19 protein-coding genes are annotated in these 21,185 nt (G+C 65.1%); 4 read left to right on the top strand and 15 right to left on the bottom strand.

What is annotated here, in order from left to right:
* Nucleotides 1-47 precede the first annotated feature (47 nt).
* Nucleotides 48-1,865, top strand: a complete 1,818-nt coding sequence (ftsH, locus tag ACROUL_RS16600; protein ID WP_431300558.1) for an ATP-dependent zinc metalloprotease FtsH — start codon at nt 48-50, stop codon at nt 1,863-1,865.
* The gene (locus ACROUL_RS16595) at nt 1,862-3,703 is read left to right on the top strand and encodes a PHA/PHB synthase family protein (RefSeq protein ID WP_431300557.1); all 1,842 of its coding nucleotides are present in this window, start codon (nt 1,862-1,864) and stop codon (nt 3,701-3,703) included. The genes ftsH and ACROUL_RS16595 overlap by 4 nt, the downstream gene beginning before the upstream one ends.
* A 4-nt stretch (nt 3,704-3,707) precedes the next feature.
* On the opposite strand, the gene ACROUL_RS16590 is transcribed toward ACROUL_RS16595, so the two are convergent.
* Genes ACROUL_RS16590 through hisD (ACROUL_RS16565) form a run of 6 tightly spaced genes read right to left on the bottom strand, consistent with a single transcriptional unit; the run spans nt 3,708 to nt 9,414 of the window.
* Nucleotides 3,708-4,493 (bottom strand): HpcH/HpaI aldolase family protein, encoded by a 786-nt coding sequence (locus tag ACROUL_RS16590; RefSeq protein WP_431300556.1) that lies wholly within the window; start codon nt 4,491-4,493, stop codon nt 3,708-3,710.
* 10 nt (nt 4,494-4,503) lie between these two features.
* The gene (locus ACROUL_RS16585; protein WP_431300555.1) at nt 4,504-5,187 is read right to left on the bottom strand and encodes an alpha/beta fold hydrolase; all 684 of its coding nucleotides are present in this window, start codon (nt 5,185-5,187) and stop codon (nt 4,504-4,506) included.
* Entirely contained in the window at nt 5,184-6,305 is a 1,122-nt protein-coding gene (locus ACROUL_RS16580; protein ID WP_431300554.1) for a cobalamin-independent methionine synthase II family protein, read from the bottom strand. The genes ACROUL_RS16585 and ACROUL_RS16580 overlap by 4 nt, the downstream gene beginning before the upstream one ends.
* A 57-nt stretch (nt 6,306-6,362) precedes the next feature.
* Nucleotides 6,363-7,331 carry a cupin domain-containing protein gene (locus ACROUL_RS16575; RefSeq protein ID WP_431300553.1) on the bottom strand — a complete coding sequence of 323 codons (969 nt, stop codon included), beginning with the start codon at nt 7,329-7,331 and terminating at the stop codon, nt 6,363-6,365.
* A gap of 11 nt (nt 7,332-7,342) precedes the next feature.
* The gene (locus ACROUL_RS16570) at nt 7,343-8,107 is read right to left on the bottom strand and encodes an SDR family NAD(P)-dependent oxidoreductase (protein WP_431300552.1); all 765 of its coding nucleotides are present in this window, start codon (nt 8,105-8,107) and stop codon (nt 7,343-7,345) included.
* Nucleotides 8,104-9,414 carry a histidinol dehydrogenase gene (hisD, locus tag ACROUL_RS16565; protein WP_431300551.1) on the bottom strand — a complete coding sequence of 437 codons (1,311 nt, stop codon included), beginning with the start codon at nt 9,412-9,414 and terminating at the stop codon, nt 8,104-8,106. Before hisD (ACROUL_RS16565) ends, ACROUL_RS16570 begins: the two co-directional genes overlap by 4 nt.
* Nucleotides 9,415-9,618: 204 nt before the next feature.
* Between hisD (ACROUL_RS16565) and hisD (ACROUL_RS16560) the strand changes: the two genes are divergently transcribed.
* Nucleotides 9,619-10,914, top strand: coding sequence for a histidinol dehydrogenase (gene hisD / locus ACROUL_RS16560; RefSeq protein WP_431300550.1), 1,296 nt, complete (start codon nt 9,619-9,621; stop codon nt 10,912-10,914).
* Between the two features lie 57 nt (nt 10,915-10,971).
* Here hisD (ACROUL_RS16560) and ACROUL_RS16555 read toward each other — a convergent pair whose 3' ends face one another.
* The 8 genes from ACROUL_RS16555 to ACROUL_RS16520 all read right to left on the bottom strand — a co-directional run bounded on the left by ACROUL_RS16555 (nt 10,972) and on the right by ACROUL_RS16520 (nt 19,256).
* A complete protein-coding gene (locus ACROUL_RS16555) occupies nt 10,972-12,330 on the bottom strand; it encodes an amidase (protein ID WP_431300549.1) in 1,359 nt (452 codons plus the stop codon).
* Complete coding sequence (locus tag ACROUL_RS16550) at nt 12,327-12,476, bottom strand: hypothetical protein (protein WP_431300548.1); 150 nt, start codon at nt 12,474-12,476, stop codon at nt 12,327-12,329. Before ACROUL_RS16550 ends, ACROUL_RS16555 begins: the two co-directional genes overlap by 4 nt.
* Nucleotides 12,473-13,492, bottom strand: a complete 1,020-nt coding sequence (locus ACROUL_RS16545) for a LacI family DNA-binding transcriptional regulator (protein WP_431300547.1) — start codon at nt 13,490-13,492, stop codon at nt 12,473-12,475. The genes ACROUL_RS16550 and ACROUL_RS16545 overlap by 4 nt, the downstream gene beginning before the upstream one ends.
* Nucleotides 13,493-13,552: 60 nt before the next feature.
* Nucleotides 13,553-14,596: an ABC transporter ATP-binding protein gene (locus tag ACROUL_RS16540; protein ID WP_431300546.1), complete on the bottom strand. Its 1,044-nt coding sequence runs from the start codon at nt 14,594-14,596 to the stop codon at nt 13,553-13,555.
* Nucleotides 14,597-14,599: 3 nt separating this feature from the next.
* Entirely contained in the window at nt 14,600-15,478 is an 879-nt protein-coding gene (locus ACROUL_RS16535) for a carbohydrate ABC transporter permease (protein WP_431300545.1), read from the bottom strand.
* Between the two features lies 1 nt (nt 15,479).
* Complete coding sequence (locus tag ACROUL_RS16530) at nt 15,480-16,511, bottom strand: carbohydrate ABC transporter permease (RefSeq protein WP_431300544.1); 1,032 nt, start codon at nt 16,509-16,511, stop codon at nt 15,480-15,482.
* A gap of 123 nt (nt 16,512-16,634) precedes the next feature.
* Nucleotides 16,635-17,882 (bottom strand): ABC transporter substrate-binding protein, encoded by a 1,248-nt coding sequence (locus tag ACROUL_RS16525; protein WP_431300543.1) that lies wholly within the window; start codon nt 17,880-17,882, stop codon nt 16,635-16,637.
* 210 nt (nt 17,883-18,092) lie between these two features.
* Nucleotides 18,093-19,256 (bottom strand): ester cyclase, encoded by a 1,164-nt coding sequence (locus ACROUL_RS16520; protein WP_431300542.1) that lies wholly within the window; start codon nt 19,254-19,256, stop codon nt 18,093-18,095.
* Between the two features lie 181 nt (nt 19,257-19,437).
* Here ACROUL_RS16520 and ACROUL_RS16515 point away from each other — a divergent pair, with 181 nt between their 5' ends.
* Nucleotides 19,438-19,992 (top strand): DNA-3-methyladenine glycosylase, encoded by a 555-nt coding sequence (locus ACROUL_RS16515; RefSeq protein WP_431301329.1) that lies wholly within the window; start codon nt 19,438-19,440, stop codon nt 19,990-19,992.
* Here ACROUL_RS16515 and ACROUL_RS16510 read toward each other — a convergent pair.
* Entirely contained in the window at nt 19,989-21,107 is a 1,119-nt protein-coding gene (locus ACROUL_RS16510) for an aromatic ring-hydroxylating oxygenase subunit alpha (RefSeq protein ID WP_431300541.1), read from the bottom strand. The genes ACROUL_RS16515 and ACROUL_RS16510 overlap by 4 nt on opposite strands.
* Nucleotides 21,108-21,185 lie beyond the last annotated feature (78 nt).

Raw genomic sequence — 21,185 nt, 5'->3', positions numbered from 1 at the left:
ACGCCGACATGTCCAAAGGTGGCGCGACGCCGAGGCGGGAGCGGGACATGGACCGAAAACAGCAAATCCACCTGTGGTACTTCGTGGCGGCCTTCATCGGCCTGCTTCTGCTGCAGGAGTGGTGGTCGCAGGCTTCGGTCACCGAGCGCATTCCTTACAGCGTATTCCTTGAACATCTGGAGTCGGGGCGCATCGCTTCGGTCACGGTCCGGGCGGAAGGAATCGACGGCCGCTACCGTGAGCCGGTCAACGGGCACACCAATTTCGTCACCAACGTCGTGCCGCCGGACCTGACCGCCCGGCTGGAAAAGTCGAAAGTGGAATTCGACGGCACGGTGCAGAACACCTTCATCAGCGCCATCCTGTCCTGGGTGGTGCCGATGCTGCTGATCTTTGCGCTGTGGAATTATTTCCTGCGCGGAGTGATCGACAAGCAGGGCATGGGCGGGATGATGAGTGTCGGGAAGTCGCGCGCCAAAGTCTATGTCGAGCGGGATACCGGCGTGACCTTCGAGGATGTGGCCGGCGTTGACGAGGCGAAGGCCGAATTGAAGGAAATCGTCGATTTTCTGAAAGAACCAAAGAAGTTCGGTCGGCTTGGGGCGCATATCCCGAAAGGCATCCTGCTGACCGGCCCGCCGGGGACCGGCAAGACGCTGTTCGCCCGAGCCATCGCGGGAGAGGCCGGGGTGCCGTTCTTTTCGATCTCGGGCAGCGAGTTCGTCGAGATGTTCGTGGGGGTCGGTGCCGCCCGCGTGCGCGATCTGTTCGATCAGGCGCGCAAGGCAGCCCCCTGCATCATCTTCATCGACGAGCTGGATGCGCTTGGCCGCCGTCGCGGGATCGGTGGCTTTGGTGGTGGACATGACGAGAAGGAGCAGACGCTGAACCAGCTGCTGGCCGAGCTGGACGGGTTTGACCCGCGCGAGGGGATCGTGCTTCTGGCCGCGACCAACCGGCCTGAAATCCTTGACCCTGCGCTGATGCGGGCGGGGCGTTTTGACCGGCAGGTGGTGGTGGACCGTCCCGACAAGACCGGGCGCGCCGCGATCTTGCGCGTGCATTTGCGCAAGGTGGCGGTGGACCCTGCGCTGAATGTGGATGAGGTCGCCGGGCTGACGCCGGGCTTCACCGGGGCGGAACTGGCCAACCTGGTGAACGAGGCGGCAATCCATGCGACACGGCGCGGTGCCACGGTGGTCGGGATGGACGATATCACCGCCGCACTGGAACGCGTGGTGGCGGGAATGGAACGCAAGGGTCGCTTGCTGAACGCGCGCGAACGCGAGACGGTCGCGTGGCACGAGATGGGCCATGCCCTTGCCGCAGCGCATCTGCCAGGTGCCGATCCGGTGCACAAAGTGTCGATCATTCCCCGCACCATCGGCGCGCTTGGCTATACGATGACCCGTCCCACCGAGGACCGTTTCGTGATCACGCGGTCGGAACTGGAAAACCGCATCGTCATGCTTCTGGCGGGGCGGGCGGCCGAACAGATCCGCTTTGCCGAGGTCTCTACCGGTGCGGCCGACGATTTGGTCCGCGCCACCGATATCGCCCGCCAGATCGTCACGCGGTTCGGCATGGACACGACCGTTGGTCAGGCTGTGCTGGAACAGGATCGCGGGGGCTTTCTGGGCGAGGACCGCGTCACATTCACCCCGCGCGACCATTCCGAGGCCACCGCGCGCGAGGTCGATCTGGCCATCCGGGGCCTTTTGGATATGGCCCTGCAGCGGGCGACGGCGCTGTTGAAGACCTGCCATGCCGATCTTGCCGCAGGCGCGGCCCTGCTGATGGAGCGCGAGACGATCACCCCGGCCGAGTTCCCGCCGCTTAGACCTCAGGAGGTGGTTGCAGCATGACCCGCAAACCCGTCCGTCAATCGCCGCGTCTGGTGCCGGAATCGGTGACTGAACCGCCGGCACAACGCGCGTTGGTAAGCGCGCCGGATAGGTCGGCACCAATCCCGTCGGCGGGCGAAGCGCATCCTCATGCAGCGCTGGACCGTGGCGCGATGGCCAGCCTTGCGCGGCTGACCGCCGGACTGTCACCGCACGCGATGATCGATGCCTGGAGCGACTGGGCGATGCATCTGTCACGCGCGCCGGGCCGTCAGATGGAACTGTTGGAACGGGCGCAGGCCGACTGGCTGAAACTGATGCAGTATTCCATTGCGAGGCTGAAGGACCCAACCGCGGCAAAGCCCTTCCATCCCGGCCCCTATGACACGCGCTGGTCACATGCAGGGTGGGACAAGGTGCCCTTCACGCATTGGCAGCAGGGCTTTCTTGCGGTTCAGGACTGGTGGCATACCGCCACGTCCGGCCTGAGGGGCCTGCGGCTGCAGAACGCGCAGCGGACCGGGTTCATGATGCGGCAGCTTCTGGACACGGTGTCGCCGTCGAACTTTCCATTGGGCAACCCCGAGATCATCGAAAAGACGCGCCAGACCGGTGGGAAGAACCTTATGGAAGGGGCCGCGCATTTCATCGACGATGCGCTGCATGTGCTGGCGCAGGAACACCGGCCGGTGCCCGATGAGTTCGCGCTTGGCCGGGTGCTGGCCTCGACCAAGGGAACCGTTGTCTACCGCAACGACCTGATGGAACTGATCCAGTATTCCCCCAGCACCGACAAGGTGCGGGCCGAGCCGGTGCTGATCGTGCCGGCCTGGATCATGAAGTATTACATCCTTGATCTGTCGCCCGAGAATTCGTTCATCCGGTGGCTGGTCGGGCAGGGCTATACGGTGTTTTGCATCTCGTGGTGCAATCCCGGTGCCGATCAGGCCGATCTGTCGCTGGAGGATTACCGCAAGCAGGGGATCTTGCAGGCGCTGGAGGTGATAAACGCCATCGTCCCGGGCCAGAAGGTGCATGCCAACGGCTATTGTCTTGGCGGCACGCTGCTTGCCATCGCGGCCGCAGCGATGGCGCGCGATCAGGATGATCGGCTGGCCTCGGTCACACTGATGGCAGCGCAGGTCGACTTTGCCGAAGCGGGGGAGTTGCTGATTTTCCTTGACGAAAGTCAGGTGGCGTTTCTGGAAGACATGATGTGGGCGCAAGGCTATCTGGACCGGCCGCAGATGTCGGGTGCCTTTGCCGCGATCCGGTCGGAAGACCTGATCTGGTCGCGCGCGGTGCGACGGTATTACCTTGATGAACCCGATCTGCCGACCGACATGGCGATCTGGGTCAGTGATACCACGCGGATGCCGGCGCGGATGCATTCGGAGTATCTGCGGGGGATCTTTCTGGAAAATCGCATCACGGCGGGCCGGTTTGCCGTGGAGGGCCGCGTTATCGCGCTGAAGGACATCGACGTTCCAATGTTCGTGGTTGGAACCGAGACCGATCACATCGCGCCCTGGCGGTCGACATACAAGACTGCGCTGTTCACCAATTGCGACCTGACTTTTGTGCTGACAAAAGGTGGCCACAATGGCGGTATCCTGTCCGAGCCGGGCCACCCCAACCGGCATTACCGCATCGGCCGTCGCGCGCCCGCCTCGCATTACATCGGCCCCGACGGGTGGCTTGCCGCGACCGAGCCGAAGCCCGGATCATGGTGGACCGAATGGTCGGACTGGTTGTCGGCGCACAGTGGCGATCTGGTGCCACCCCCGGCGATGGGTGCCGCCGAGGCTGGATTTCCCCCGGCGGAGCCAGCCCCCGGCGTTTACGTGCTGCAAACCTGACCCGTCAGTAGCCTTGCACGGCCTTGAAACCGTCGTCACGCGCGGCGGCAAGCTGGGAGCCAACGGCGTTCACAAAGATACGCATGTCGGTCAGAAGCGAGGCGAAATGGAAGCCTTGGGCAAGCATCCGCGCGACCATTGCGGGTGATCCGGTGTGGACTCCGGCTATCCGGTTGGCGGCTCGGGTGCGGGTGACGATGTCGGTGATGGCGGAAAGGACCTCGACCGCGGTGGGTTCGAGGGTGGGTTCATAGCCAAGCGACAGGCCAAGGTCTGAGGGGCCGACGTAGACCCCGTCAATACCTTCGACGGCGAGGATCTCGTCGAGGTTTTGCAACGCCTCGCGCGTTTCGATCATGGCCAGCACAAGGACCGAGGCGTTGGCGCCTTTGGCGTAGCTGGCACCATGGACAAGGTTCGCGCGCGTCGGGCCGAACGACCGCCCGCCCATCGGCGCGTAGCGGGAGGCCTGGACCAGACGGCGGGCGTCATCGGCGGTGTTGACCATCGGGCAGATCACGCCGGCAAAGCCCGCGTCGAGGCATTTCATGAGGATCCCGGGTTCGTTCCACGGCACCCGCGCGATGACCGGGGCGGGCAGGCCTTGCAGGACCTGACACATGGTCAGCGCCATCTGGTAGTCGATCAGGCCGTGCTGCAGGTCGACGGTGACCATGTCGAACCCGGCGCGGCCGATGATTTCGGCAGTGACGGGAGAGGGAACGGCACACCAGCCGTTGATCGCGGTGCCGCCTTGGGTGAAGTGGGATTTGAGGTCGGTGATCGGCATGGGCGGTCCTTCAGGCAAGCCAGTCGCGCAGGGCGGCGGCGGTCTCGGTCGGGCGTTCGAGGGGCGGCAGGTGGGCCGCGCCGGGGATGATTTGCAGATGGGCTTGTGGCATGAGTTCGTGCATGAGTTGGTGGCGGTCGAGGGGGCAAAGCCGGTCTTCGGCGCCCATCAGGATGAGGGCGGGGCCTTTGTAGGCGGCGAGTGTGGCCTGCTGGTCAGGGCGGTCGCGCAGGGCGCGGGATTGGCGGGCGAAGGTTTCGGGGCCAAGTGACATAGCCATGTCCATGCAAAGATTGAGGATTTCGATCTTGCGCGGGCCGGGAGCGAGGTAGTTCGGCTTCATATCGTCACGCATCACGCCTTCGAGGTCGCCTGCATGAGCGCGGGCGATCTGGGGGGTGCGGCGGGCCTGGGCCTCGGGCGCCTCTGCGCGGGGGTTGGTGTCGAGAAGGGCGAGGCGGGTGATGCGGGCGGGGGCTTGGCGCAGGATTTCCATCGCGAGGATGCCGCCGAGGGAAAGACCGGCCAGCGCGAAGCGGGGCGGGGCGTCGCGCAGGAAAAGCGTGGCGAGGGCGGGCATGCTGTCGGCGTCAGTGGGCAGGTGGTGAATCACCGGCACGCCGAGGGTGGCGTCGATGCCGCCCCACATGCGGGCGTCGCACATCATGCCGGGGATCAGGACGAGGGGTGTCATCCGACCCGGCGCGCGCCTTCGGACAGCGTGGCAAGCTTGGCCCAGGCGATTTCGGGATCGACCGCGCCGAAGCCCGCGAAGGTGCCAAAGCCGCAATCGGAGCCTGCGATCACCCGTTCGGTGCCGAGGATCGAGGTAAATCGTTCCAGTCTTTGTGCAACAAGATCAGGGTGTTCGACGAAGTTCGTGGTGGTGTCGACGGCGCCGGGGATCAGAATCTTGTCGTCCGGGATTTCGGTCGCGCGATCGCGGAAGACGGTCCATTCGTGGCCGTGGCGGGGGTTTGCGGTTTCAAACAGGACATAGCGGGCGGGGACGCTCATCAACAGTGGGAAGACCTTGGCCATGTCGATGTCGCAGACATGCGGACCTTCGTAGTTGCCCCAGCAGATATGCAGGCGGATGCGGTCTTGCGGCAGGCCTTGCAGGGCGTGGCGCAGGGCCTCGACGTGGGTGGCTGCGGTGCGCAGGAATTCGTCGTCCGTCAGGTGGGTAAAGAGCATGTGGCGCGAGAGCGCGAGGTCGGGGCAATCAAGCTGCAGATCGAGGCCTGCATCAAGGATGGTGCGGTATTCGTCGCGCATCGCATCGGCCAGCGCGAAGAGGTATTCCTCGCGCGTGGGGTAGTGCACGTTTTGCAGGAAAAGGCTGATAACTCCGGGGCTTGCAGCGTTCATGAAGCCGCGCCCTACGCCTTCGGCGGCCATCGCGGAGGTGAGGTTTGCGATGTCTTTTTGCAGCTCTCCCTGACCCTTTGAGACCACTGGGCCCACGCATTGGGGGCGGGCGTAGCGAGGGCTTCCACCGTCTTTTGCCAGCCGTTCGAGGAAGCTGGGAAAGAGCTTCAGGTCGGCGGGCGGGTTTCTTGGGCTGTCGCCGTCAAAGCCTGTGTAGCGGTCCTTGACGTAGGTGGCGTAGCTGATCTTCGATGCCTCGCCATCTGACACGATGTCGATGCCCGCGGCCTTCTGGCGGCGGACGTTTTCACGCACCGCTGCCGTCATGCAGGCATCGAAGGCGGCGGGGTCGTAGGGTTCTTTGCGTTCGCGGGCGAAGATGAAGTCCACCACCTGTAGCGAGCGGGGGAGGGAGCCGACATGGGTGGCGAGAATGGGCATCAAAACCTCGTCTAGTTTGCGTCTGGCAAGCGTATGGCACCTGTATGGCAGGCGACCTTACAAAAGGCGACCGGTCGGGCCTGCGGGATCATCGGTGGCGACGATGCGGTAAAGGCTTGCTTCGCCGGTCATCGAGGGTGCGAGGCTGTGTTCCAGACCGGGCGGGATCGCCGCCGTGTCGCCGGGGTTAAGGACGGTGGAGCCTTCGGACCACGTGAGACGCCAGTGGCCGCGCATCGGCATCAGCACCTCGTGCTTCGTGAGCGTATAGGGCGTGTCGGGGATGGAATTTCGCGACAGGAAGTCGACCTCGAAACCCGGACGGTCGCGCAGTTTGCCGTTGGCGCCGATCACCGATGCGGGCTGGTGGTCGGAAAGCGCCATCAGATCCCAGTAGCGGGCGACGCAAGTAGGGATCACGTCGGCGGTGGTGGGTTCGGGGAAGGCTTTGAGTTCCTCATCCGTCAGGAGCGGCATTGGCGGGACGCCTTCGGGCAGGGACTGGCCTTTCTTGGTGTCGTAAAGCTTGCCGTTGCGGCCAAGGATCAGGCCGTAATCCTTGGCGTCGGTGATGACCTGCGGCGCCCAGACCACGCCGCCCCCGGCATCGTCGCCGCCGAGGATCGCCATGATCATTCCGTAATCGGTGCCGACGTTTTCAAAGGCGCGGAAGATTCCGGTCGGGATGTTGAAGATGTCACCTTCTTCCGCGATGAATTCGCCCGCCGTGCCCCAGCGGCCCCAGAAGAACCGCCAGCGGCCTTTCAGGACGAAGAACACTTCGGCGGTGCGGTGAGTGTGGAGCGAGTTGCGGCAGCCGGGGGGCTGGCCTGCGGCGCCGATGTTGAAGCCGGGGGTGTCGACGATGTGGACGTGCTGATCGGGGGATTCGGACACGCCGCCGCCGATGATGGTGAAGTTTTCCTTGCGGTCGGAGCCGGGCGTATGCGCGTCGATGAAGGCGGTCTTGCAGGGGCGCAGGTCGCCGTAGCGGACGATGCGGCTTTCCATTTCTGCGGGGGTCATGGGTCTTCCTTTCAGTCGGCGGTCCAGCCGCCATCGACGATGAGTGAGGTTCCGGTGATGAGGGCGGCAGCGTCGGAGGCGAGGAAGGCGACGGCGCCCATGATGTCTTCGACCTCGCCCACGCGGTTCAGCTTGATCTTGGAGGCGATCCAGGCGGCGCGTTCAGGGTTGGCGAAGGTGGCGGCGGTAAGGGCGGTGCGGATGAAGGTGGGGGCGATGGTGTTGACGCGGATGCCGTGTGGCCCCCATTCGATGGCCATTGATTTGGTCATGCCTTCGACGGCGTGTTTGGTGGCGGAATAGACCGCACGGTCGATGCCGCCGACATGGGCCATCTGGCTGGTGATGTTGATCAGGCTGCCGGGTCTGCCCTCGGCGATCAGGCGGGCGGCGACGGTGCGGGTGAGGAAGTAGGCCGCGCGGAAGTTGAGCGCGGTGGCTGCGTCAAAGTCGTGCGGCGTGGTTTCGGTGGCGGGCGAATGGCGTGCCATGCCGGCAGAGTTCACCAGAATGTCGAAGGCGGGAAGGTGGGCCAGCGCCGCTTCGGTGGCGTCGACATCGGTGATGTCGAGGGGCAGGATGTCAGCCTGCATGCCATTGGCTGTCATCTCGGCCGCAAGCGCGGCGAGTTCGGTTTCGCGCCGGGCGCAGAGGGTGACGTGGGCGCCTTGTTCCGCCAGTGCCACGGCGGCGGCGGCGCCGATGCCGGAGGAGGCGCCCGCAACCAGCGCGCGGCGGTCGTCGAGGCGGAAGGAGGGGGTGCGGGGCAGGGTCATTCGGCGGCGGTTCCATAGGGGACGTTGCGGCCACCATAACGCCGGACACGGATGTTGCACTGTTCGGCGTGGCCGACGAAGCCTTCGAGCATGCACAGACGCGAGCCGTATTCGCCGATCATCGCGGCGGCGGCGTCGGTGGTGACGCGCTGGTAGCTGTGGGTCTTGAGGAACTTGCCGACCCAGAGGCCGCCGGTGTAGCGCCCGGCCTTTCTAGTGGGCAGGGTGTGGTTGGTGCCGATCACCTTGTCGCCGTTGGCGACGTTGGTGCGCGGGCCGAGGAAGAGCGCGCCGTAGCTGTGCATGTTCTGAAGATACCAGTCGTCGCGGTCGGTCATCACCTGCACATGTTCGGAGGCGATGTGGTTGGCGGTGGCCAGCGCCTCGTCATGGGTGTCGCAGAGGATCACCTCGCCGTAGTCGCGCCACGAGACGGCGGCGGTGGCGGCTGTGGGCAGGATCTGCAGCAGGCGGTCGATTTCCGTCAGGGTGGCTTCGGCCAGTTTGCGCGACGTGGTGACGAGGATGGCGGGGGAGTTGTAGCCGTGTTCGGCCTGACCGAGGAGGTCTGTGGCGCAAAGTTCGGCATCCACCGTGTCGTCGGCGATGACCATCGTTTCGGTCGGGCCGGCGAAGAGGTCGATGCCGACGCGGCCGTAAAGCTGGCGCTTGGCTTCGGCGACATAGGCGTTGCCGGGGCCGACGAGCATGTCGACGGGACGGATGGTTTCGGTGCCGATCGCCATTGCGCCGACGGCCTGCATCCCGCCCAGGACGTAGATTTCATGCGCACCGCCCATGTGCATGGCCGCGACGATGGCGGGGTGGGGCGCGCCGTTCACGGGGGGCGCGGAGGCGATGATGCGGGGCACGCCTGCGACGGCGGCGGTGAGGACGGACATGTGGGCGGAGGCGACCATCGGGAACTTGCCGCCCGGCACGTAGCAGCCGACGGACTGGACGGGGATGTTGCGGTGGCCGAGGATGACGCCGGGGAGGGTTTCAACTTCGACGTCCGTCATCGAGGCGCGCTGGGCTTCGGCAAAGCGGCCGATCTGGGTTTGGGCGAAGCGAATGTCTTCAATGTCGCGAGGGGCAACCTTCTGGATGGCGGCTTCGATTTCCGAAGGGGCAAGGCGGAAGGACGGGGGATCGTAGCGGTCGAACTTGATCGAAAGGTCGCGCACGGCGGCATCGCCACGGGCGGAAATGTCGGCCAGAACGCCTTCGACGGTGGCGCGGACCTGGGCATCATCCGCCGCGCGTTCCGCTTCGGGCTTGCCGCGCTTGAGCCAGGTGATCGCCATGGGAGCCTCGTTTGAATACGTTTGCAATATTGATAGAACATCGGGGTTGGCAATGGCAAGCGCCAACTCCGCAGATTTCAGAGTTGAATTGTGCGTGGTGTGTTGGTGGCCAGTAAACGCAGGCAGGAAATGTTTGCAGACGTATGCAATGTGGGCTACATAGAGCCATGTACAAGCCCGGCCGCAGGGCCGAAAGGAGAAACCATGTCCGCCACGTCCGAAGCCTATCCTTCCACAAAAGTCAGCTGGGTCAAGTCCCCCGGGCGGAGTGCGGAGAATGACAACAAGCCGGTGGCAGATCTGGTGGCGGGGGTGCTGGCGGATGTGAAGGCGCGCGGCGATGCGGCGGTGCGGGATTATTCGCTGCGGTTCGACAAGGCCGAGGTCGGGGCGCTGGAAATCAGCATGGCCGAGCGCGAGGCTGCGGTCGCGGCGCTGGACCCTCAGACCCGCAAGGATACCGAGTTTGCCATCGCCAACGTGCGGCGTTTTGCCGAGGCGCAGCTGGCGACGATCCTGCCCTTGGAGACGGAGGCGCTGCCGGGGGTTCACATGGGGCATCGGGTGATCCCGATTTCCCGGGTGGGGTGTTATGTGCCGGGCGGGCGTTTCCCGTTGTTGTCGGCGCCGATCATGACGATCGTGCCGGCCAAGGTGGCGGGGGTGGCCGAGGTGATTGCCTGCCTGCCGCCGAACGCGCATCAGGCGATGGTGGCGGGGTGCCACCTGTCGGGCGCGGACCGGGTGTTCCGAATTGGCGGAGCGCAGGCGATTGCGGCGATGGCTTACGGCACGGAATCGGTGCCGGCGGTGATGAAGATCATGGGGCCGGGCAATGCCTTTGTGAACGAGGCGAAGCGGCAGGTGTTCGGGCCGGTGGGGATCGACCAGCTGGCGGGGCCGTCGGAGATCTACATTCTGGCCGACGAGACCGGCGACGCGGAGATGATCGCGACGGATTTGCTGGCACAGGCCGAGCACGACGTGCGGACACGGGTGGGGTTGATCACCACCGACCGGGCGCTGGCCGAGGCGGTGGTGGCGGAAGTGGAGCGGCAGTTGGAAGGGCTTTCGACAGCCTCGGTCGCGGCACCGGCGTGGCGCGATTACGGGGAGGTCGCCGTCTGTGAGGATGAGGCGGCGATGATCGCCTATTCGGATTTCATCGCGGCGGAGCATCTGCAGGTCCACACCCGCGATCCGCATGAGATGGCGAAGAAGTTGACCAATTACGGGTCGCTGTTCATCGGGGAGCTGGCCTCGGTCGTCTATTCGGACAAGTGTTCGGGGACGAACCATACCCTGCCGACGATGGCGGCGGGGCGCTATACCGGGGGGCTTTGGGTCGGGGCTTATGTCAAGATCGCGACGCACCAGTGGCTGACCGAGGAAGGCGTCAAGGCAGTGGCCCCTCCGGCGGCGCGGCAGGCGGCGAGCGAGGGGCTGGAAGGGCATCGGCGCGCGGCACAACTGCGGCTTGACCGGATGCAGGTGCGCTGAGGCGGGCCGCCGGGGGCTTTGCCCCCGGACCCCCAGGATATTTCGGGACAGATGAAATCAGACGGGCGGGCGTTGGACGGAGTGGTCCGTTGCCCGCTCGAACGCATGGCCGGCGGCGCAGAGAAGGTCTTCGTCGCCGTGGCGGGCGATGAGTTGCAGGCCTAGGGGAAGGTCGTTCTCGAAGCCTGCGGGCAGGGAGAGGGCGGGCTGGCCGGTTAGGTTGAAGGCGATGGTGCGCATCGGCGTCCAGACGGCTTTTTCGCCGTCGAAGGCGGAGAAGGGCAGGGCCGGAGTAAGCGTGGTGGCGGTGAGGATCAGGTCGTGGCCTTCCATCGCGCCCAGCATTTCGGCGGTCAGGCGGGTTTGCGCTTGGCGCGCTTTCGCCACGTCTTGAGCGTCGATGGCGGCGCCAAAGGCGAGGCATTGCAGGGTGGGGCGACCATAGTCTGCCGTATGGTTGCGGATCATGGCGCGGTGTTCGTCCAGCGCCTCGGCGTGGAGGATGATCGAGGCCGCGGCCTCATAGGGGGCGTAGTCGGGAAGCGTGACGAGGGTGATCTGCGCGCCGAGGAGGGAGAGGGTGGAGGCGGCGTCGTCCAGCGCGCGGATGAGGGCGGGGCTGGCCTGCGGGTCCGCTGCGAACCAGTCGCGTGCGTAGGCGACCCTGAGGCCAGCGATGGTCTGGCCGAGGCGGGCGGTGGCGGGGCGCCAGTTTTCCGGGTGTTCGGTGAGGGCATCAAGCGCGAGGGCGGCTTCCTCGACCGTCGCGGCGAGGGGGCCGGTGTGGTCGAGGCTGGGGGAGAGCGGGAAGGCGCCGGTGCGGGCGACGCGGTCGTAGCTGGGTTTCAGGCCGACGCAGCCGGTGTAGGCGGCGGGCGCGCGGATCGACCCGCCGGTGTCGGTGCCGATGGCGAGACGGACGAGGCTGCCTGCGACGGCGGCGGCGGAGCCGGAGGAGGAACCGCCGGTGATGTGGGCGGTGTTCCACGGGTTGCGGGCAGGCGGGTCGGGCAGGGTGAAGTCGGGGCCGACCATCGCGAATTCGTAGGTGGCGGTCTTGCCGATGAGGACTGCGCCTTGCGCGCGCAGGCGGGCGATGGCTGGGGCGTCAGTGTCGGCAATGCGGTGGCCAAGGACGCGGGAGCCGGAGGTGGCAGTTTGGCCCGCGACGTCGATCAGGTCTTTGACGGCGACGGGGATGCCGCAGAGGGGGTCGGGGTCTTCGGTTTGCAGGAGGACGTCGGCGCGGTCGGCTTGTTGCAGGGCATCGGCGGCGATGTGGGTGAGGGCGTGGAGGCGGGGGTTCAGGGCGGCGATGCGTTCGAGGACGGCCTCGGTCAGCGCGCGGGAAGTGAGAGTGCCGGCGCGCAGAGCGGCAGCGGCCTCGGGCAATGAGAGGTCGGCGGGGTTGGTCATGAGGCGAGGTAGGCCTCGATTTTCGCCACTTCGCCGCGCAGGTGTTGCGCGCCGGCCCATGCGGCGGCGAACGCCTTTTCGTCGAGGGTAAGGCCGAGGGCTGCGAGGCGGGCGCGGAAGTCGGCTTCGGTCAGGGCGGGTGTCATCTGGCGTCTCCGTAGCGGCGGGTGGAGCCGCGGATGATCAGCTCGCCACTGAGGACGACATGAGCGGTTTCGGGCTCCTTCGCGGCGATCCAGTTGGTCAGCATCGAGACGGTTTCGCCGACCATGAGGTCGACGCGCTGGCGGAAGGTGGTGAGGTTGTAGGCGGGCCATGCAGCGGGGGGGACATCGTCGAAGCCGACCACTGAGACGTCTTCGGGGATCTTGAGGCCAAGCTCGAAGCGCAGCACGTCCATCACCGCGAAGGCCATGTGGTCGTTGGCGACGAAAACGGCGTCGGGGCGGCGGGAGGTGGCGAACAACTCGCGTGCGGCGGATTGGGCGGTGCGGTAGTCGAAATTGCCTTCGGCGCGTGCGAAAAGGTCGTGGCCCGCTTCGGCCAGACCGGCGCGGAAGCCTGCCTCGCGGTCGATCTGGGTGGTCGCCCCGGAGAAGCCTGCGATATAGGCGATGCGCTGGTGGCCGAGGGAGCAGAGGTAATCGGCCAGCGCCTTGCCGCCCGCGAAGTTGTCGGAGGTGACGGAGCAGAGGTTCGGATCGGCGTGGCCGCGGTTGAACAGGACGACCGGGACGCCGGTGGACTGGCAGCGGGCGGCGAGGTCGGACGAGACAGAGACCGAGGCGAGGACGATGCCGTCGACCTGATAATCCATGATCTCGCGCACGACCTTGTCGACATTGTCGGAGGAGACGGGGGCGAGGAAGATCAGAACGTGGTAGCCGACCTTTTGCAGTTCGACGGACAGGCGTTCGACGACCTCGGGGTAGAAGTAGTTCTCAAGATAGGCGACGACGAGGCCGATGATGCGGGACTTGCCGGATTTCATCGCACGGGCAAGGACGTTCGGCCGGTAGCCAAGCTGGGCTGCGGCGGCGAGCACCTTGTCAGCGGTTTTCTTTGACACCGAGGAGCCGGGGGTGAAGACCCGGCTGACGGCGGATTGGCTGACGCCGGCGAGGGCCGCGACCTCGAGTGATGTGACCTTGTCAGTCGCCAAGAAGAACCCTCCCGTTTGCGGGGACAGTCTTTGACGAAGCGAAGGGCGCGGGCAAGCCTGTCATGGTGTCAGGCGCGACCCGGTGGTCTTGTCAAAGAGGTGGACCTTGTCGGCGGGGATCGCGACGTGGAGGGGGGCACCGATGTCGATGCGGTAGTCCTTGGGCGCGCGGATCGAGACGAGGGCGGCGCCGATGCGGACCGAGACGAGGGTGGCGTCGCCGAGAAGTTCCATCGAGTAGACCGGGGCGGTGAGTTGGGCCGCGGTGGCGCTGACGCGGACATCTTCGGCGCGAAAGCCGAGGGTGACTGGGCCTGCGCCTTGGGCCGGGACGGCGAGGCCTTCGGCGCGGAAGGTGCCGTCGGTGATGGTGCCTTCGATAAGGTTCATTGCGGGCGAGCCGATGAAGGACGCGACGAAGGTGTTGGCGGGGCGGTCGTAGATTTCTGTGGGGGTGCCAAGCTGCTGGACGATGCCGTGGCTCATCACCACCACGCGGTCGGCCAGGGTCATCGCTTCGATCTGGTCGTGGGTGACGTAGATCGTGGTGCGGCGCAGGGTGTGGTGCAGGTGTTTGATCTGCGCGCGGGTAGACACGCGGAGTTTTGCGTCAAGGTTCGACAGGGGTTCGTCCATCAGGAAAGCGTTCGGTTCGCGGACGATGGCGCGGGCAAGGGCGACGCGCTGGCGCTGGCCGCCCGACAGCGCGGCTGGGCGGCGGTCGAGGAAGGGGCCAAGTTCAACCATCTCGGCCGCTTTCATGACGCGGGCGTGGTGTTCGGCTTTGGGGATACCGCGGACTCGGAGGGGGAAGCGGATGTTTTCGAACACCGAAAGGTTGGGGTAGAGGCCGTAGCTTTGGAACACCATCGAGATGTCGCGGTCCTTCGGTTCCAGCCGGTTGACCATGCGGTCACCGATCCAGATCTCGCCTTCGGTCACATCCTCCAGCCCCGCGATCATGCGCATCGTGGTGGTCTTGCCGCAGCCCGAGGGGCCGAGGAGGACAAGGAATTCGGCATCGGCGATGTCGAGGTTGAAGCGGTCGACGCCGACATAGGAGCCCCAGCGTTTCGAGACGTTCACAAGGCGAATCTGGGCCATCGGTTAACCTTTCACGGCGCCGGCGGTCAGACCGGAGACGATCTGGCGCTGGAAGAAGAGGACGAGGATGAACAAGGGCACCGTGGCCGAGACGACGGCGGCGACGGCATACATCACGTTGCCCTCGTTCTGGATGGAGCCGAGGAAGCTGGCGATCTTTGGCACCATCGTCTGGTTTTCCTGGCTCAGCAGCATCGAGGTCACGGCGAAGTCGTTGTAGCCGAGGAGGAACGAGAAAAGGCCGGTAGTGATGACGCCGGGCCACATGACCGGCATGATGACCATGCGGAACGCCTGAAACCGGGTGCAGCCATCGACCATCGCGCTTTCATCAAGGTCTTTCGGGATCGACAGGAAGAACGAGTGCAGCATCCACAGGGTGAAGGGCTGGTTGATGGCGACGAGGACGATGATCGTGGTGGGCAGGACGCCCCAGATGTTCAGTTGAAAGAACGGCAGCATGTAGCCGGACACCAGTGTGATATGCGGCATGGCGCGAAACACGAGGGCGGCGATCAGGATCCAGAAGGCGTAGCGGTAGCCGGAGCGGGCAAGGGCGTAGCCTCCCAAAGTGCCGATGGCGAGCGAGATGAAGGTGACCGAAAGGGTGACGATCAGAGTGTTGATCGCGGCCTTCCAGAATTCGTTGCGGACCCATGCGCCTTCATATCCTGCGAGGGTAAAGGGGCCGCCGGTCTGCGCTTGGGTGCGGGTGCCTTCGATCGCCATCCACCATGATTGGCGGGAGAAGAAATCCGCTTCGACCTTGAAGCTGCCCCAAACCGTCCAGGCGAAGGGGAAGAGGGCTGCGATCAGCCAGATCGCGAGGAAGGCGGTGGTCAGGGTTTGCAGGCCAAGCGGGCGGCGGGTGGCTACGGACATGTCACACCGCCTTACGGTTGAAGTCAGCCCAGGTGCGGCGCAGGACGGGGGCGAGCAGGATCAGCACGCCGACGATGGTGATGACCGAAGTGGCGGCGGCAGAGCCGAAAAGCTGCGAGTCCTGTCCGACGAGGTCGTTGAACACCAGCCAGCTGAGGGAGGTGGCGTTCGCCTCGGCCGAAAAGCCGACGATGGGTTCAAAGACGCGGAAGTTGTCCATCAACTGCACGAGGGCGACGAAGGTGGCGAGCGGGGCAAGGTGGGGGATCAGGACATAGCGCGTCACCTCCCACCGGTTCGCGCCGTCGATGCGGGCGGATTCGACGGTGTCTTGCGGGACGGTCTGTAGCCCCGCGTAGAACACGACGAAGGAAAAGGGGCCGTTGGTCCAGACGCCATACAGGAGGAGGACGATCCACGTCAGCATTGGTGAGGCGCGCAGCGACAGGGTGGGGTCGCCGGTCAGGCTTTGCAAGGATGCGCCGAGGATACCGGAGGGGTTGAACATCCACGCAAGGATCAGCGAGCCGACGAGCGGCGTGATGATCATCGGCAGAAGTGAGACGAAGATCGCCGGGCCCTTGAGGAGCTTCGGCAGGGTATTGACCGCCAGCGCGATAGCGAAACCGAGGGCCATTGCGAGGGGGGTGACAAGGAAGCAGTAGACGAGGGTGAAGGTCAGCGCCTTGTAGAACGGCAGGTTGAAGATGCGGGTTGCGATGTCGCCAAGCCCTTGATTTTCCGACAGGATCGCGCTGATTTCATCCACGGCGAGGTGGTTGCGGTTTAGGTAGTTGGCAAAGCCCGCGAACTGGCCCAAGGGCTTTTCTGTCCGCAGTTTTGCCATCGCCTCGGTATCGACCTTGGTCTGGCTTGAGCAGCCGAAGGGATCGCAGTTCTCAACCGTGACCAGCACCGCCTCGTGCTGGACGAACAGCGATTGCACCACCACCGACACGATCGGCAGGCTGATGAACAGCAGCATCGCGAGGATCGAGGGGAAGATGAAGACGGCGAAGGTGCGGTGCGGCATCGGGGGTTCCGGAGGAATGAGGGACCGGCGGCAGGGGAACCTTAGGGCTCCCGCAGGGGTCGCGGCAATCGCGGAGGACCGCAGGGGGTGCCCGACCGCCGGGGGGGCGGTCGGGCGAGGGGGTTATTTCAGGAAGCCGCCTTCTTTGGCTGCGGCGTCATAGGCAGCCTTCACGTCAGCCAGAGCCTGATCCGCCTCTTCCTTGCCGGCGATGAAGTCGGCCAGTTCGGAAGAGAGCGCGGTGTGCAGCAGGCCCATGTAGGGCTGCATCGGATAGGCGCGGGCGCCGCCGGTGGCATTGCCGATCACGCCGACTGCGGTAGGGCCGGGCTGGAAGCCGGCGACAAGCCAGGTCGCAGCGTCGGGATGGGCGGCCACGGTTTCGGGGCTGATGCCCTTGACCATCGCCTGGAACGATACCTCGGCATCGGCGTCGGAGATGTTCTTGGCAATGGTGAAGCCGTCCCACCACAGGGCTGCGGCAGGGATCGTTCCGCCACCGATGGTGGGGGCGGCGGCAAAGCCGGTATTGGCGGCAACCTCGGGGTTGGCCTTGGTCGGATCGGTGGCGGCCCCGGCAAGCGAGCCCCACTGGCTCATGATCGCGACGGAACCGGCATCCCAGAGCTTGTTCAACTCGTTCGCGTCATAGGTCAGGTAGTCCGGGTTCATGTAGGCGGTCATCGCGCGCATGGTTTCCAGCACCTTGCGACCGTTTTCGTTGTCGATGGCCAGTTCGGCGCTACCGGGGGCGAAGAATTCCGCGCCGGTGCCAAGATACATGTTCACGAATTCGGCGGCGAGATCCCAGCCGGGCTTGTCGGAGGCGGCGAGCGGGTATTCCATCAGGCCCGCGTCCTTGATCGCCTTGGCGGCGGCGAGGACTTCTTCATAGCTGGTGGGCACCGCGACACCGGCCTTTTCCAGAATGTCCTTGCGGTAGAATGTGTGCTGGCCGTTGCCCATGAAGGCGATGGCCATGACCTTGCCGTCGATCTTGATCAGTTGGTTGGGTTGCAGCGACTGGCCGTATTTTGCGACCAGATCGTCCAGCGGGCGGATCAGGCCGTCGTTCAGCAAGGGAACGATGGAGTTGTTGGCAACGACCGCGACGGTGTATTCCGCAGGCTCCACGGTCAGGGCGGGGCCCTGGATGTTCTTGTGTTCGGCTGTGGCGTTGGTGGTGACGGTCACGTCTGCGGTGGCGCAGGACTCGGCCACGTCGTTGACGATGCGCAGCGCCTCGAAGTCGTTTGAAAGAATGCGGACCGAGCCTTTGCCCTGAATGCCGCAGTCGGCGAAGGCGGTGGTGGCGGCTAGAAGTGCGGTCAGGCTGACAGCGCCTGCCGCGAAGGTTCTGGTAAGCTTCATGGTTGTTCTTCCCCTCTGCTGGCGAAAGCGCATCGCCCGGTTTTCGCGGCAGGGGACTCAATGGTCCCCGTTCCGTCAGAAATGCTAAACATCTTTTGCATACGATTGCAAACAGTATGTGCAGCTCTGCTGCCGGATCGGGTCTGGCGGAGGGGGAAACGAAAACGGCCCGCATCGCTGCAGGCCGCCTGGGTGGCGATTGCCGAAAATTCAGGCGTCGGGGTTGAGGCGGGCGGCCTTTACGTCGGCCATCTGCGCCAGCTTGACCTGGACGAGGGCCGAGGCTTCGTCATAGACGCGCCATTCGTCGACGATCTTGCCGTTCTTGTAGTGGAAATGGGTGATGCCCATGATCTGCACCCGTTTGCCGGTGGGCGCACCGAGGTGATTGAGGATGCCGTAGCCGATATGGTGGCCTTCCATGATCCAGCGGACAGCGACCTTTTCGCCGCCCTCCTCGCACGGGGTGGAGCAGATGTGGTGGACGGTGAAAGCCGCATCGGGGATGCTGCCGATCAGGCCGAGGGTCTGGTGGATGATCGCGGCGTGGCCGTAAAGTTCGGCCATCAGCGGGCCGTGGTATTGCGCGGTGGGCGCATAGACCTTGGCGATGGTGCCAAGCATCTTGCGGTTGAAGACGTCGTGCAGCCAGCGCAGCGTGTGGCGTTCAAGATCGGTCGAGGCGATGGAAAGGTCGGGCTCAGCCTCGGGCGGATACTGCCCGATCATGTGGCGATTTTCGCCAATATCAAGCGAAACCAAGCCCTTGTCGAAGCTGGTCTTGGCGATGCGTTCGGCGTAGCCCTGCACGTCGATGCCAAGCTGTTGCAGGATGGCGGTGGTGTCGGCCACCACCCATTCGCGGTAGATCTTGTTTTCGTAGATCATGCAGTCGGCAATGGTGCGCGAGGTGAACATGCGCCCGGTCGCCGGGCCGAGGTGGCCATTCTGGCTGTGCCGCCCGGTTCCGGTGACGAGGTGAGAGGTGTAGAACCCCTCGTTTTCGTTGCCTTTCCAGATAACATGGGTCGCCATGCCGCGCCGTTCGGGGAAGGAGACGAGGCGCTGGATCGTGTCGCGGACCACTTCTTCGCGGGTGTAAAGCGTGCCTGTCGTGCCGTAGAGCACGCAGTTGTGGGTGTAGTGGCTGTAGATCAGGCCGATGTCGCGTTCGTCCCAGATCAGGTGGGTGCAGCGGACGATGTAATCGACAATGTCGGTATAGATGTCGTCAAAACCCCGCATGGCCTGCGTGCGCTTGCCGTTTGCGGGCGCGAGATCGGGGTAGTCGTGCCGCTCGACCTGTCTGGCGCTGTCCGGGCGGGTTGGGGCAAGCTCGCTGCCCGACTTTGTGCCTTCGCCTTTTTCTGCCATAGCGCTTCTCCCGATTCCGCTGGGCCGCGACCCTTGCACTGTGCCGGATCGTGGCTTGTCTGCGCAAGGAGTGCCCGGTTTGGCATACGTATGCAAGTCAAAATAGTCTTGGCGGCGAAAGTTGCCGTGAGGCGGGGCGAAAGGTAGGGTTGCGGGTGTGGCGAGGACGCTAGGGCAGGCGATGACGGCGGCGGCATTTCGGGATCAGATCGCGGGGCTGGGGGCGGTGGGTCTGGCGCGGAGGCTGATCGGCGCGCGGCTGGTGGTGCGGGGCGCAGGCGGCGTGGTGATAGAGACCGAGGCCTATGCGCGCGATGATCCGGCGTCGCACAGTTTTGGCGGGCCGACGCGGCGCAATGCGGCGATGTTCGGGCCAGCGGGGCACGCCTATGTCTACCGGTCCTATGGCATCCATCTGTGCCTGAACGTGGTGGCGCGGCCGGGCGAGGCGGTGCTGGTCCGGGCGCTTTGGCCGGATGTGGGGCTGGAGCTGATGCAGGCGCGACGGGGCAGGCCGGAACTGTGCAACGGTCCGGGGCGGTTGGCCGAGGCGCTGGGGATCAGGCCGGAGGATGACGGGGTGGCGTTCGACGGGGGTGATCTGGCGATCGTTTTGGGCGAGACGGTGCCCGATCTGCTGGTCGGACCGCGGATCGGGATCAGCAAGGCACAGCACGCGCCGTGGCGGTTCGGGCTGGCAGGGGCCGTGGGGTTCAGCCGGGGGTTTCCGCGCTAAAGCCCCAGCCGGTCGACCACCCAGACGCCCATCGCCTGCACCATGTCATCGCGCCATGATAGCGGGCCGGGCTTGTAAAGCGCGGAGCCGAGGGCGCGCTGCTGCTTTTCAAGGATGCCCACATCCTCTTTCGCGACGCGTTCCCAGCGGTCGTAATAGGGTTCGGCGCGGGTGGCAAAATCGGGCAGCGAGAGGCGGCTTTCGGGGAAGCAGCCGCCAACCTCGAGGAGCGTGCGGTTTTCGGCGACGGGGATGGTGTTCAGCCACCACAGGCAATCCTGTGCCACGGCGAATTGCACGGTAGGGAAGATCACGGTGAAGTAGGTGCCCATGCGGGCGTCGTCATCAAGGCCGGCGATGGGGTCGAAGGGCGGGATCTCGTCGGTCAGGGTGGCGATGGAGCGGCCCGAGATGACCTGAATGGTGATCCAGTTGCCCTTGGTGGCCGGCGTGCGGGATTGCTGCGCGCCGACGGTGTTCTTGTGGACGATGCCGGTGTGGTAGGTCTCCACCGCGTTTTCAAGGATGAGTTTCCAGTTGCAGGCCACATCCAGCGTGATCTTCCAGGTGCAGCGCATGTCGCCCAGTTTGTGGCTGGCCATGCGGTCGGGGAAATCGCCGAGATGGTCCAGAAGGGTCGGGCCGTCCTTGGTGAAGCGGGCGAAGACGAAGCCTTCCCACTGGTCGAGGTCGAGTGAGACGAGGCCGTTTTCGACCTTGTCGAAGCCTTCCGCGTCTTTCATGTCGGGGCAGCCGTAAAGGCGACCGTCGTTCAGGTAGCTCCACGCGTGGTAGGGGCAGGTGATGCGGCCGCCGACATTGCCGGTGCCTTCCAGAAGGATCGAGCCGCGGTGGCGGCAGTAGTTGGCGAAGGCGCGCAACTGCCCGTCGTTGCCGCGGATCAGCACGATCGGGCCGCCGGGCGTGTCGAAGGCGCGGTAGTCGCCGGGGTTGGGCAATTCCTCGGCCCGGGTCAGGAAGAACCAGTGTTTCAGGAACAGGTTGTCGCGTTCGGCCTTGAAGATTGCAGGGTCGGTGTAGAACCCGGCGGGCATCGAGCGGGCGCGGTTCAGGGGTTGCAGGCTTGGTTCAAACTCGGTGCGGTCGAGACTCATCTGCGGCTCCTTCGGTCGGGGGGAGTGTGCCGCCGACGCGCCCCGGCTGACAAGGCTTGCGATGCGTTTGGGCCGTGC

The organism is Tabrizicola sp. BL-A-41-H6 (genome assembly GCF_050632395.1).
Taxonomy (GTDB): domain Bacteria; phylum Pseudomonadota; class Alphaproteobacteria; order Rhodobacterales; family Rhodobacteraceae; genus JAUYQR01.
The sequence above is the reverse complement of the archived record's forward strand: the minus strand, read 5'-3'. Positions and strand labels throughout refer to the sequence as shown.